The organism is Bacillus sp. ISL-57 (genome assembly GCF_018613135.1).
GTDB classification, from domain to species: Bacteria; Bacillota; Bacilli; order Bacillales; family DSM-1321; genus Peribacillus; species Peribacillus frigoritolerans.
In genome coordinates, this window is record NZ_JAGGQV010000012.1 from 101,112 (window position 1) to 114,542 (window position 13,431).

Annotated in this window: 14 protein-coding genes and 1 other RNA gene; 12 read left to right on the forward strand and 3 right to left on the reverse strand. The window is 42.6% G+C overall.

The window, feature by feature from the left end:
- Nucleotide 1: 1 nt before the first annotated feature.
- From tpiA to J7I90_RS17125, 5 genes are all read left to right on the forward strand, one after another.
- Entirely contained in the window at nt 2-763 is a 762-nt protein-coding gene (gene tpiA / locus J7I90_RS17105) for a triose-phosphate isomerase (protein WP_214773016.1), read from the forward strand.
- Entirely contained in the window at nt 756-2,291 is a 1,536-nt protein-coding gene (gene gpmI, locus J7I90_RS17110) for a 2,3-bisphosphoglycerate-independent phosphoglycerate mutase (protein WP_214773017.1), read from the forward strand. Before tpiA ends, gpmI begins: the two co-directional genes overlap by 8 nt.
- A gap of 30 nt (nt 2,292-2,321) precedes the next feature.
- On the forward strand, nt 2,322-3,617 hold the full coding sequence (gene eno / locus J7I90_RS17115; protein WP_034309992.1) for a phosphopyruvate hydratase: 1,296 nt from the start codon (nt 2,322-2,324) through the stop codon (nt 3,615-3,617).
- Between the two features lie 308 nt (nt 3,618-3,925).
- A complete protein-coding gene (locus J7I90_RS17120; RefSeq protein ID WP_214773018.1) occupies nt 3,926-4,384 on the forward strand; it encodes a hypothetical protein in 459 nt (152 codons plus the stop codon).
- Nucleotides 4,385-4,445: 61 nt separating this feature from the next.
- Nucleotides 4,446-5,360, forward strand: coding sequence for a hypothetical protein (locus tag J7I90_RS17125; RefSeq protein WP_214773019.1), 915 nt, complete (start codon nt 4,446-4,448; stop codon nt 5,358-5,360).
- 137 nt (nt 5,361-5,497) lie between these two features.
- Here J7I90_RS17125 and J7I90_RS17130 read toward each other — a convergent pair whose 3' ends face one another.
- Entirely contained in the window at nt 5,498-6,328 is an 831-nt protein-coding gene (locus tag J7I90_RS17130) for a M15 family metallopeptidase (protein WP_214773020.1), read from the reverse strand.
- A gap of 55 nt (nt 6,329-6,383) precedes the next feature.
- A complete protein-coding gene (locus J7I90_RS17135) occupies nt 6,384-6,926 on the reverse strand; it encodes a hypothetical protein (RefSeq protein ID WP_214773021.1) in 543 nt (180 codons plus the stop codon).
- A 176-nt stretch (nt 6,927-7,102) separates the two neighbouring features.
- On the opposite strand from J7I90_RS17135, the gene secG reads away from it, so the two are divergent.
- From secG to J7I90_RS27480, 7 genes are all read left to right on the forward strand, one after another.
- Nucleotides 7,103-7,336 (forward strand): preprotein translocase subunit SecG, encoded by a 234-nt coding sequence (secG, locus tag J7I90_RS17140; protein WP_034309999.1) that lies wholly within the window; start codon nt 7,103-7,105, stop codon nt 7,334-7,336.
- Between the two features lie 141 nt (nt 7,337-7,477).
- Nucleotides 7,478-8,224: an alpha/beta hydrolase gene (locus J7I90_RS17145; RefSeq protein WP_048688071.1), complete on the forward strand. Its 747-nt coding sequence runs from the start codon at nt 7,478-7,480 to the stop codon at nt 8,222-8,224.
- A 30-nt stretch (nt 8,225-8,254) separates the two neighbouring features.
- Nucleotides 8,255-10,612, forward strand: a complete 2,358-nt coding sequence (rnr, locus tag J7I90_RS17150; RefSeq protein WP_214773022.1) for a ribonuclease R — start codon at nt 8,255-8,257, stop codon at nt 10,610-10,612.
- A gap of 66 nt (nt 10,613-10,678) precedes the next feature.
- Nucleotides 10,679-11,146 carry an SsrA-binding protein SmpB gene (gene smpB / locus J7I90_RS17155; protein ID WP_214773023.1) on the forward strand — a complete coding sequence of 156 codons (468 nt, stop codon included), beginning with the start codon at nt 10,679-10,681 and terminating at the stop codon, nt 11,144-11,146.
- A gap of 123 nt (nt 11,147-11,269) precedes the next feature.
- Nucleotides 11,270-11,631: a transfer-messenger RNA gene (ssrA, locus tag J7I90_RS17160) on the forward strand.
- 169 nt (nt 11,632-11,800) lie between these two features.
- Entirely contained in the window at nt 11,801-12,280 is a 480-nt protein-coding gene (locus J7I90_RS27475; RefSeq protein ID WP_251025345.1) for a nuclease-related domain-containing protein, read from the forward strand.
- Entirely contained in the window at nt 12,180-12,782 is a 603-nt protein-coding gene (locus J7I90_RS27480; RefSeq protein ID WP_251025346.1) for a hypothetical protein, read from the forward strand. Before J7I90_RS27475 ends, J7I90_RS27480 begins: the two co-directional genes overlap by 101 nt.
- A gap of 155 nt (nt 12,783-12,937) precedes the next feature.
- Here the strand turns inward: J7I90_RS27480 and J7I90_RS17170 are convergent, their stop codons facing one another.
- Nucleotides 12,938-13,414 (reverse strand): helical membrane plugin domain-containing protein, encoded by a 477-nt coding sequence (locus J7I90_RS17170; RefSeq protein ID WP_214773024.1) that lies wholly within the window; start codon nt 13,412-13,414, stop codon nt 12,938-12,940.
- Nucleotides 13,415-13,431 lie beyond the last annotated feature (17 nt).

A 13,431-nucleotide genomic window follows, 5' to 3' on the forward strand; every position in this document is an offset into this window, starting at 1 on the left:
AATGCGTAAACCGATTATTGCAGGAAACTGGAAAATGAATAAAACACTATCTGAAGCGACTGCCTTTTTAGAAGAAGTGAGCAATTTGATTCCGAAGCAAGATGTAATCGATACGGTTGTATGTGCTCCAGCTTTATTTTTGGATCAGCTCGTTCAAGCGGCAAAAGGAACCGATGTGAAAATCGGGGCACAGAACATGCACTTTGAAGAAAGCGGTGCTTTCACGGGAGAAATCAGCCCAATCTCATTGGCGGATCTTGGGGTATCCTACGTCATACTTGGTCATTCTGAGCGCAGGGAAATGTTCAATGAAACGGACGAAGCCGTTAATAAAAAAGCTCATGCCGCTTTTGCCCACCAATTGACCCCGATCGTTTGCTGCGGTGAAACACTTGAGCAAAGGGAAGCTGGCGAAACGAATGATTTCGTAGGCAGCCAGATTGAGAAAGGCCTAGCAGGATTATCTGACGATCAATTGAAACAAGCCGTTATTGCTTATGAGCCGATTTGGGCGATTGGTACTGGAAAATCGTCATCTGCTCAAGATGCTAACGAAGTTTGTGCGCATATCCGCTCAGTCGTTGCCGACAAATTTTCAAATGAAGCAGCTGCAGCCATCCGCATTCAGTACGGTGGCAGTGTAAAACCTGAGAATATTAAAGAGTATATGGCACAACCTGATATAGACGGTGCATTGGTTGGCGGTGCTAGCTTGAAATCCGATTCGTTTTTACAATTGCTGGAGGCTGGTCACTATGAGTAAGTCGCCTGTGGCACTTATCATCTTAGACGGTTTTGGCTGCCGTAACGAAGAAAAGGGTAATGCTGTTTTTCATGCGAAAAAACCGAACTTTGACCGATATTGGGAACAGTATCCGCACTCCCATTTAACTGCAAGCGGGGAAGCGGTAGGCTTGCCTGCCGGTCAAATGGGGAACTCGGAAGTGGGCCATTTGAATATCGGGGCAGGACGGATCGTTTATCAAAGCCTGACCCGTGTGAACCTGGCAATCCGTGAAGGTGAGTTTGCACAAAACCCAACTTTGGTCGATGCCATGAGCCATACCAAGAAAAAAGGCACGGACCTTCATCTTTTCGGTCTTCTTTCAGATGGCGGCGTGCATAGTCATATCGATCATATGTATGCCCTTTTGAAATTGGCTGCTAAAGAAGGAGTTAAAAATGTTTATGTACATGCATTTTTAGATGGCCGTGATGTCGGACCGAAAACGGCTCAGGGTTATATTAAGGAAGCGGAAGCGAAAATGAAGGAAATCGGTGTTGGTCAGTTTGCGACCATTTCCGGAAGATATTATTCGATGGACCGTGATAAGCGCTGGGAACGTGTGGAGAAATCCTACCGTTCGATGGTGTATGGTGATGGCCCTGCTTACTCTTCTGCGATGGAGTGTGTCGAGGATTCGTATGAACATGGAATTTTCGACGAGTTCGTGATACCTTCAGTCATAACGGCGGAAGACGGTAAACCGGTGGCAACGATTAAAGATGATGATGCCGTAATCTTTTATAACTTCCGTCCAGACCGGGCAATCCAGATTTCCAATACGTTCACGAATGAGGATTTCCGCTCATTTGACCGCGGTCCTGGACATCCGAAGCATCTTCATTTTGTCTGCTTGACACATTTTTCAGAAACAGTTGACGGATATGTTGCATTTAATCCGACAAATCTTGATAATACATTAGGGGAAGTACTTTCCCAAAACCAGCTTACCCAGCTTCGTATCGCTGAAACTGAAAAATATCCGCATGTGACGTTTTTCATGAGCGGCGGACGTGAAGAGAAGTTTCCTGGTGAAGAGAGGATTTTAATTAATTCTCCGAAAGTCGCTACATATGATTTACAACCGGAAATGAGTGCTTATGAAGTGACGGATGCATTGGTGGAACAAATTGAGGCTGACCGTTTTGATGCCATTCTCTTGAATTTTGCCAACCCGGATATGGTCGGTCATTCAGGGATGCTTGAGCCTACCATTAAAGCGATTGAAACAGTGGATGAATGCCTAGGCAGGATTGTCGATTTAATCGTCTCAAAAGGCGGTACAGCGATCATCACCGCTGACCATGGGAATGCTGATGAAGTTGTAACGCTAGAAGGCAACCCGATGACAGCCCATACTACGAATCCCGTTCCTGTCATTATCACTAAAAATCAGGTAACATTAAGAACAGGTGGTATCTTAGGCGATTTAGCTCCAACGATGCTTGATTTGCTTGGAGTCGAAAAACCTGTTGAAATGACAGGGAGATCCCTATTATCTAAATAAAATTGTGAATAGGAAAAGGAGAGATTTATAATGCCGTACATCGAACATGTATATGCACGCGAAGTGCTAGATTCACGTGGTAACCCAACAATAGAAGTAGAAATCCAAACAGAGTCCGGATACTTCGGACGTGCAATCGTACCATCAGGTGCTTCAACAGGAGAACACGAAGCGGTTGAGCTTCGTGACGGGGATAAATCTCGCTACCTGGGTAAAGGGGTACAAAAAGCAGTCGATAATGTAAATGATATCATTGCTGAAGCTGTCATCGGTTTGGATGTAACGAACCAAGCAGGCCTTGACCTTACTATGATTGAGTTGGATGGCACTGAAAACAAAGGAAACTTGGGAGCCAATGCAATCCTTGGCGTATCAATGGCTGCTGCCCATGCCGCTGCGGAATTTTCTGGATTACCATTGTATCGTTACCTTGGTGGGTTCAATGCGAAACAACTTCCGACTCCAATGATGAACATCATTAACGGCGGATCACATGCCGATAACAATGTTGACTTCCAGGAATTCATGATCCTTCCTGTAGGAGCTCCTAGCTTCAAAGAAGCAGTTCGTATGGGTGCAGAAGTATTCCATGCCTTGAAATCCGTCCTTTCAGCCAAAGGCTTGAATACGGCAGTCGGCGATGAAGGCGGCTTTGCGCCAAACCTTGGTTCAAACCGTGAAGCGCTTCAAGTCATCATCGAGGCAATTGAAAAAGCTGGCTACAAAGCAGGCGAAGATATCTACCTTGGCATGGACGTGGCTTCATCTGAATTCTATAACAAAGAAACAGGCAAATATGATCTTGCAGGCGAAGGCCGCAATGGTGTTACATCCGAAGAAATGGTTGCTTTCTATGAAGAGCTAGTGAATGAATTCCCTATTATCTCCATCGAAGACGGCCTGGATGAAAATGACTGGGATGGCCACAAGCTTCTAACGGAACGCATCGGTTCTAAAGTTCAGCTTGTTGGTGACGATCTTTTCGTAACGAACACGAAAAAATTGGCTGAAGGCATCGAAAAAGGCATCGGTAACTCCATCCTGATCAAAGTGAACCAAATTGGTACACTGACCGAAACGTTTGATGCAATCGAAATGGCTAAACGCGCAGGCTACACTGCAGTCGTTTCCCACCGTTCAGGTGAAACGGAAGATGCAACGATCGCTGATATCGCCGTTGCAACAAACGCAGGACAAATCAAAACCGGTTCCATGTCCCGTACGGACCGTATCGCTAAATACAACCAACTTCTTCGCATCGAAGACCAGCTTGGTGATTTGGCTGTATATGGCGGCTTGAAATCTTTCTATAACCTGAAGAAGTAATTATCTTGGGATTCCGCTTCTGACGAGAAGATGGATTCTGCACAGTAATTTCTTTTCACCTCCCATTCAATGTGAATGGGAGGTTTTTTTATGTTTATGAGGGGGAAGTGTGCATTCAATATGGGGGAGATACAGTCTTTTACTATAATGTGCTTGCATGGATAAAACAATAATATGTCAAGACTATTAAGTTTTAATTTCAATATATAGTTAAAATGGTATAATATAAATATATTGGTAAATATTTCATAAACCAAGTATAGGTTGATGAAACTACTATTACATATTAAGAGAGATGAAAAATAATTTTGCTTAAGAAATTATTTGTCGTGGGTACAGTTTTTGCTAGTTTATCAATTGGAAATAGTACAATTGCAGCAGAAATAGAATCAGAAACGACCGTTACTAACATATCTAGTTTATCAGAAGTCAGCAGCCTAACCTCAGGCATTTCAGGTGAAACATCAGGTAAAAAAATTAAATGTAGTTCCAAAGTAAAGGCGAGAAATCCAATATTTGGTTCTCCAAGCGCAACCGCTACTTCATCAGCAGCAGTAAAAGAAGATACTATCTCTGCTAAAGTTAGGGTATATAGCAGTAAGGGAGGATTAAAAGGACAAAAAACAGATTCTCAGAAAAATTCAACATATGCTGGAGCTACCTATACTGATAAATCTAATAAAATTCCTGCAACTGCTTTTGGCAATCATACTTATGTAAAGAAGAGTTATAAAACAGTAGTACATGAAACTAAGGATAAATTTTAAATATAAGAAAAGTTAAGGCTAACTGATGTTAGCCTTAACTTTATTTAGGAGCAATGATGATATGAAAAAACAGCTTTTGATAGCAATGTCCCTTTTATTGATTGGAATCTCAGGATGGATTTTTTACAATAAAATGTCTGATGAAAACACAAAAGGTGTACAGCCTAGTTTTAAGGAAGGCTCCAATACCATCTCCTACGGCTTGTTAGATGCGGATGGAAAAGTAATGAATAATGGAAGTGCTCTAGAACCGAAAAATAATAAGCTCGAGTATACTCTTTCTCTCTCAAATTTTATAGAAGTGGAAAGAGAATATGCCTTAATAGTCCTTAGTAACTTTGAACAAACACCCTTCACAGTTGAAGGAAAGCGATACAGTGTTTATACTTTTAATGCCAAGCCAAATAAAAGTATCGAGTTTAATCTGAGTGTTACCACTAACAATAGTACAAAAGAAATAGATTATCTTATAATTAAAAAACCAAATTATTTAATAGATAAATTAGATATATCAAGGATGCATACATTGCAAGAAGTGTTACCTATGCGTTATATGGTTAAGAGCAACGGGGACAATCCAAAAGCAGCTGCTGGTTTAATTCCAGATGACACGATTAAAAAAGGCCCAAACGATACCATATTTGTCAGCAAGCAAAAAGAGGAACTGAATATCCTGTCTGCAGCAAGAAGTGGTGAACATGTTTTCATATCTGTTGGGAATGTTGGTGAAAAAAAGGAAAATTACAATATCATTGCATTAAATCAATGGCAGCAGATTCCGTTGGAAAATGATCAGTTAGTAGGAAATGTGGCAGTTAACCCCGGTGAAAGAAAAGTGTTTGAATATAAGCTTCCAAAGGTAAAGCATGATTCGAATTTTCAGGTTATTGCTTTACCCAAACCTTATGAAGTCAGCGAAAGTGACTATGAAAGTACAGTCCCCTCCGGTTCATTTCGAACTGTTATTAAACCTTAAAGTTACATCATTCTCTTTTAGAAAAGATGGGGATTGTTACATCTTAGACATGATTCCAGCTGGATTCAAGATAGATAAGACCATTTAATCAAACGTTTGATTAATAAAAAAAAGGTGCCGCATCCGGGCACCTTTTTTCATTTATCCGATACAGCTTCCACTGGTACGGCATTATAGTATTCTTCCAAAGTAATCTTCGCTTCAAAGATTTCAGTTGCGGTATCGACACCAACATAGCGGATATGCCAGGGTTCGTATTTATAACCTGTGATGTTTTCCTTGCCTTCAGGGTAGCGGATGATAAATCCGTATTCATGTGCATGTTCAGCAAGCCAGGCCGCTTCATTCGTATCACCGAAGCAGTCTTGGGCAGCGCATGCCCCATCGTGGGTCGTGACATCAATCGCCAAGCCAGTTTCATGCTCGCTTGTCCCAGGCATTGCACTGTAGGTTTTCGCTTTTTCTTCCCCGTCCTTAGCCACATAGTTATTGAAGACCTCGATCTGTCTTTGGTGAGAGCGGTAAGCGGAAACGCCGGCAAAGTGCATATTCTCTTTTTCGGCAGCTTGGAACATTAATTCAAGAGCCTTTCCCGCTTCTTCGCGCATCATTCTTTTTTCGATTTTATCTTCAAAGATGAAATCCACATTTGGGTAGATAAGGTCAGCAGGTTTGTAATCTTCAGGCAGGCTGTATTGTTTATTGACAAGAACAGGTATGCTTTCCGGATGGGCTAACGTCTGAAGGCCAGCTTGTCCGGGTTTGGCCGTTTCATCAACTGCCACCTGGCGCTGGGCCGATTCTTTTGAATCAGTATTCTTGTCGGTCTCAGTCTCCTTCTCAGTCTCCTGGGAGCTCGGTTGTTCTTCTTTCTGCTCTTTTTTATTCTCGCTTGTCAGGTCGGATGAACAGCCTGCCATCAGAATGAAAGATGATAGAGCGGTTGCTGCAAATATAGGTTTTAACATATGAAAGGCCCCTTGCTTTTAATATAAGATTTCCAATAAAAGTAGTTTTGAAAAATTATCGTGATAAGTAATCCCTTGTTAATTCACTTTGATATTTATCAAGAAATAAGCCAATCCAGACGACCATCAATAAAAATGGATAATCGTTACGGATTGCGGTTTCCACGACGGGATCAGACCAAAAGCTGGAAAGGAAACCGGATGACTTCCTGATTGTCTCGAATGTGACAAGGGCGTGAAGCGATAACCAAAGGATCGTAAGGGTATTGGTCCCGAACCCAATGACCGCCGCTATGACGCTCAGCAAGGCGGCTGCTGCCCCGATCAGGAGGACATTGAAGCTTGATTGGAAAAAGTCGATACCGCTATTGGAAAGTCCATTATAAATAATAGCAGTAAAATAAACGGTTGTCGTGATATATGCAGCAAATAATAAGTATCGATTTCCGTGATACTTTGCCAGCAGCAATAAAAGCGGTGATAGGATGATTAATAGGACGCTGATGAAATTGCTTCCGCCTGTCCATAAAGAATAGCCGGCAACTGCCGAGAATAGGATGGTCAGGAGATCAAGAATCCGCAGTATGGACTTAAACATGTTGACACCTCTTCCTCTATTTATGCAAATTATCTCAAAATTTGATTCAAAAAGAAATAAATGGCTATGGGTTTTTAGGAATTCTTACCATCATAGTATAACAAAGATTGTGGATATTTATTGGGTGTGGTAAAGTTAAAGTAATTGTTTATTGGTTCTTCAGGAGGTGTAATTGCATGCATGCATTTCTCATAACGCTTTTAGTGATTGTCAGTATCGCCCTCATTGTGACGGTATTGCTTCAATCAGGTAAGAGTGCAGGTTTATCAGGTGCGATTGCCGGCGGTGCTGAGCAGTTATTCGGAAAGCAAAAGGCACGCGGTTTGGACCTGGTTTTACATCGTGCGACAATAGTATTGGCGATTCTATTCTTTGCTTTAACTTTACTTGTTGCATACTTTGATGTGTAATGGATCAAAAATGAGTCTAGCTAAATAGCTGGGCTTTTTTCTTTGCACAATAGTTGGATGAATAGATATAGTGATTTTAGTACTTAATTATAGGATAGGGATTTTTAAAAATTCTATTTACTGATAAAGGAGTTTAAGGTCATGAAAATCAAGCTGCAGCAGCCCTTTACTTTTGAAGGCGGAAAAAGGGCTGTCTTACTTTTACATGGATTCACGGGGAATTCAGCGGATGTACGGATGCTGGGCCGTTACTTGGAGAAACAGGGATACACCTGCCATGCCCCGCACTATGAAGGACATGGCGTTCCCCCAGAGGAGCTGGTGAAAACAGGTCCGGAAGATTGGTGGAAAGATGTCATGATGGGCTACGATTTCCTGAAAAGCAAAGGCCATGAAGAAATTGCTGTTGCCGGTCTCTCATTAGGAGGCGTATTTTCTCTTAAATTAGGTTACACTGTACCTATAAAGGGTATCGTATCAATGTGTGCGCCTATGTATATCAAAAGTGAAGAAATGATGTTTAAAGGAGTATTGGAGTACGCCAGAGAATTTAAGAAGTATGAAGGAAAAACTCAAGAGCAAATAGAGCTTGAAATGGACCTCCTTGCCGATAAACCGATGAATACATTGAAAGCCCTTCAGGAATTGATAACGGATGTACGGGAGCACGTCGATCTTATTTACGCTCCGACATTTGTCGTGCAGGGCCGGCATGATGATGTTATCAATCCAAAAAGTGCCGATATTATTATTGATTCCATTGAATCACCGGTCAAAAAAATCAAGTGGTATGAAGAATCCGGTCATGTCATAACCCTTGATAAAGAAAAAGACGAGCTGCATGAAGATGTATTGGAATTTTTAGAAAGCCTGGATTGGTCCGAATAACAAAAATATACCCTGAATAGGAGGGTTTTCATGGAAGATAACATTCAAGAACATATTAATAAGCTTCTGACATACATGACGGATGAAGCGTATAAGCCGTTAACGGTACAAGAACTGGAAGAGGCTTTGAAAATCGAAGACTCGGCAGATTTCAAGAATTTCGTTAAGGCTTTAGTAAAGATGGAAGAAAAGGGATTGGTGGTCAGGACGAGAAGCAATCGTTACGGCCTGCCGCAAAAAATGAATCTGTTCCGCGGTAAATTAACGGGGCACGCAAAGGGGTTTGCCTTTGTCACACCTGAAGACAACCCGGGAATGGATGATATTTTCATTCCGCCAAATGAAACGGGCACAGCGATGCATGGAGATGTCGTCATGGTACGGGTATCTTCGGAAACATCGGGCTCAAGGCAAGAAGGCACGGTCATCAGAATACTTGAACGCGGAATTACACAAGTGGTCGGTACATACTCCGAAAGTAAAAGTTTTGGTTTCGTCATCCCTGATGATAAAAAGATCGCAAACGATATCTTCATTCCACAGCATGCTTCACATGGAGCGGTAGAGGGACATAAGGTTGTCGTCAAGCTTACTTCTTATCCTGAAGGACGCATAAGTGCCGAAGGTGAAGTCATCGAGATTCTTGGCCATAAAAATGATCCTGGTGTGGATATTCTTTCCGTGATCCATAAGTACGGTTTGCCGATGGAGTTCCCGGATGACGTCATGGAGCAGGCCAATGCCGTTTCCGATACCATTCAAGAAAGTGAAATCGGCAACCGCAGGGACTTGCGTAATGATGTTTTGGTCACGATTGATGGAGCGGATGCAAAGGATCTGGATGATGCCGTCACTGTTTCCAAGCTTGAAAATGGCCATTACAAGCTGGGCGTTCATATTGCTGATGTCAGTCATTACGTGAAGGAAGGATCTCCAATCGATAAGGAAGCCCTGGAAAGAGGGACGAGCGTGTATTTGGTGGACAGGGTCATCCCGATGATCCCGCATCGTTTATCGAATGGCATTTGTTCCTTGAACCCACAAGTCGATCGTTTTACACTCTCATGTGAAATGGAAATCACGCCAGATGGCAAGGTTGTCAACCATGACATTTTTGAAAGTGTCATCAAGACGACGGAACGTATGACATATGGCAATGTGAATAAAATCCTTGTCGATAAAGATGAAGAACAGCTTGAACGCTATGAAGCGCTGGTGCCGATGTTCCAGGACATGGAGAAGCTAGCGGCCATCCTTCGCAAGAACCGGATGAACCGCGGAGCGATCGACTTTGATTTCAATGAAGCGAGAGTCATCGTTGATGAAGAGGGCCATCCGACTGATGTGGTTTTACGTGAAAGGTCGGTTGCGGAAAAGCTGATTGAAGAGTTCATGCTTGCAGCCAATGAAACCGTTGCTGAGCATTTCCACCGTCTTGACGTGCCGTTCATTTACCGTATTCATGAAGATCCCAAGCCGGAAAAACTGCAGCGTTTCTTCGAATTCATTACGAACTTCGGATACATTGTAAGGGGATCGGCCAATGACGTCCATCCTAAGGCGTTACAGGAAATCATTGAGGCGGTTGCCGGTAAGCCGGAAGAAACGGTCATATCCACCGTCATGCTTCGTTCCATGCAACAGGCGAAATATGATCCGGAGAGCTTAGGCCACTTTGGTTTATCTGCTGAGTTTTATACACATTTCACATCGCCGATTCGCCGTTATCCGGATTTGATCGTGCACAGGTTGATCAGGACCTACTTGGTGGAAGGTAAACTGGATGAAGCCACGAAGGAGAAGTGGAATGCCAATTTACCTGAGATTGCCGATCATACATCGAAACGTGAGCGTCGCTCAGTCGATGCCGAGCGGGAAACGGATGATCTGAAAAAAGCGGAATATATGCTGGATAAAATCGGCGAAGAATATACCGGAATCATTGGTTCAGTCACGAATTTCGGGATGTTCGTCGAGCTGCCGAACACGATTGAAGGACTTGTCCATGTCAGCTTCATGACGGATGATTATTATCGCTTCGATGAGCGTCAGCTAGCAATGATCGGGGAACGTACCGGTAATGTATTCCGGATTGGCGATGAGATCGACGTACGTGTTTCCAACGTCAATAAAGAGGAACGCGCCATCGATTTTGAAATTATCGGAATGAAGGTAAGCCGTCCGCGTCCATCCGGCGAGAAGAAAATATTCAAAGCCAATTCAGGTGAACGCAAACGCGGCCGAGGCGCCAATGGAGGACGTAATGAAGGAAAAGGCGGCGGCCGTAATGGAGATTCTCCTTCTGCTGGAAGAAAACCGAAAAAGAAGAAGAAATTCTTTGAAAATGCGCCAGCTGCCAAGCGCAAGAGAAAACCTAAAAAGAGATAAAGATTGAGGCGGGGGATGATTTTTTCATTCTCTCGCCGCGATTGGATGTAAAAAGGGGAGAGTTAGATGCCAAAAGGCTCAGGTAAACAACTAGCACAAAATAAAAAAGCGTATCATGATTTCTTTATTGAACAAACGTTTGAAGCGGGAATCGTTTTAAAAGGGACCGAAATCAAAGCAATCCGTGCGGCCCGGGTGAATTTGAAGGATGCCTTCGCTAAAATAGAAAATGGCGAAATTTATCTTCATAATATGCACGTCAGCCCTTATGAGCAGGGAAACCAGTTTAACCATGACCCGTTGCGGACCCGGAAGCTTCTTTTACATAAGAAAGAAATCAGTAAACTTATCGGGGAGACCAAGGTAACAGGTTACACCATCGTCCCGTTGAAAATGTATTTGAAGAATGGCTTTGCCAAAGTTTTAATCGGACTTGGAAAAGGGAAGAAACAATATGACAAGCGTGATGACCTGAAGAAGAAGGAAGCTAAGCGTGATATTGAACGTGCTTTCCGTGATCGTCAGAAGATGTAGAACTGCCAAGACCTTACAATTGATTTTTTGAACCAATCTGTTATAATTAATCCTGTACCGATGACAATTGAATATCAGCCAACTTGCTGACTATTCTTCTCTCGTACGCTCCATTTATATCATGGGGACGTTACGGATTCGACAGGGATAGTTCGAGCTTAAGTTGCGAGTCGAGGGGATCGGCCTCGTTAAAACGTCAACGCCTATAACTGGCAAACAAAACAACAACCTAGCTTTCGCTGCTTAATAACAGTCGATAGCTGTTCCTCCCTCCATGGCCCACGTGGTAGGGTAAGGGACTCACTCTAAGTGGGATACGCCGGAATCCACCGTCTGAGGATGAAGGAAGAGACCAATCAGACTAGCTGCTCTGCCGCCTGTCGATAGGCTAATGAGTTCGCGAAATGCGAATATATCGACTACACTCGTAGAAGCTTAAGTGCCGTTATGTCTGGACGTGGGTTCGACTCCCACCGTCTCCACCAATACATATATTGGTGGTTTTTTATTTGGTCGTTTTTGTCGAAAAATCGATAAATCGAATAATTCGCAGATATATCTCCATTTTCGAAGATATATTCCCGATATCGCAGATAAACTGTACAATTTCCATCTTTTGCTGTAGAATCCTTTTGGAGAAATAGGATTGGAGCGATGAAATTGATTGTAAAAAAGCGAAAAGTTCCTCTTGCCATCCGCAAATTACGTGCATTAGCGTGCAGGCTTCCTCCGAATCACCCTAAAGTTCCCTTAATCATGAATGATCTCAAAAAAAGGGAAGCGGGCTATAAAGGGGAATGTTCGATTGATTTTCCATTAAGCTTTCTTGAACCGAAAAACTATTTAATCTTCCACGATTTAAGGCTGCAGGATCAATCCCGATTTTTTCAGCTGGATACCTTATTAATCTCCAAGAAATTTGCACTTATCATTGAAGTGAAGAACATGGCAGGGTCGCTTTATTTCGATCCTCATTTCAATCAGCTCATTCGAACGATAGAAGGAAAAGAAACGGCCTTTCCAGATCCCAATCATGATCATGCAAGTCAGCCGCCAGGAATCACAATTGACCAATTGGTTCTTGAAAAACAGTTTTCCCTCACTGCCCATCCTTTCATTGATTGTCATCAGTAATCCCCAAACAATCATCCGTACAGCTCCTGAAAACCATAAACTCCACTATAAAGTTATCCATCGCGATGCACTTCCCGCTAAAATTAATCAAATGGAGCATTCCATAACAGAACCCAGTTTTAGTGAAAAACATTTGAAGAAAGCAGTCCGTGTAATGAATAAACACCATATCGATGCGGACTTTTCCATCCTGGGACGATACAATCTTACTGAAAAGGACCTGATACAAGGGGTGATATGTGAGAATTGCAAGGGCAGTCAGCTATTTAGAAGGCATGGCACATGGCTTTGCAATCAATGCCAACAATCCAGTAAAACAGCACATATCCATGCTTTACGAGATTATTTTTATCTAATTGGCTCGACTATAACGAATCGGCAGTTGAGGGATTTTTTAAGCATTTCCTCTTCTTCCAGTGCAACACGGATTTTGCAATCATTGAATCTGACAAGCAGCGGCGTGAATAAGGGAAGGGTGTACAGACTGAATTTTGATGAGTGACTATATATATTCACATCAACATTTTGGGAATTTTTTTCTTCTTCATTGATTAAATCCTCCAATCCAACGCTGCACTTTCTGCAGTTTTGCAGCAACTAAGCCCTATGATAGAACAAAGACTCAAAAGAAACTTCTCTTGAGTCTTTGTTCCGTTTCTATTCTTTTAATTCCTTGCCCATTCCCTTGAGGAAGTGAACGCCAAAGCCGATTGCCCGGTTTATGTCTGGGTCATTCAATGTTTTCATTAATTCCAGAACGCCGATCTTCTTTTCGGCCTGAAGGAATTTGTTTCCTTCATCGATTCCTGCAAGTGCACTGTTCAGCAGTTTCGTGGATTGTGCGGCATCGGCGTTCATCAAGGCTCCTGTGGCTCCCATAAGGGTATTGATCAGGTTTGTTACAGGTTGCCTTGTGATTTGTTGAAGTGCGATTTTCGCAATTTGTTCTTTTCCTTGAAGCATGGAGGTCGCGGCTTCGAATACTCCCGAGTCATTCAGTTCATTGACGATTTTAAACATATTGTTCAAGGCATCTTCATTATCGGTGATCAGCGTTTTCAGTTCTTCCATTTTTTGTATCTTTATTTCTTCCTCAGTAATGGGATTATGGATTTCCGTTATAGGAGCTGCCATGATCTTCACCCTCCTTG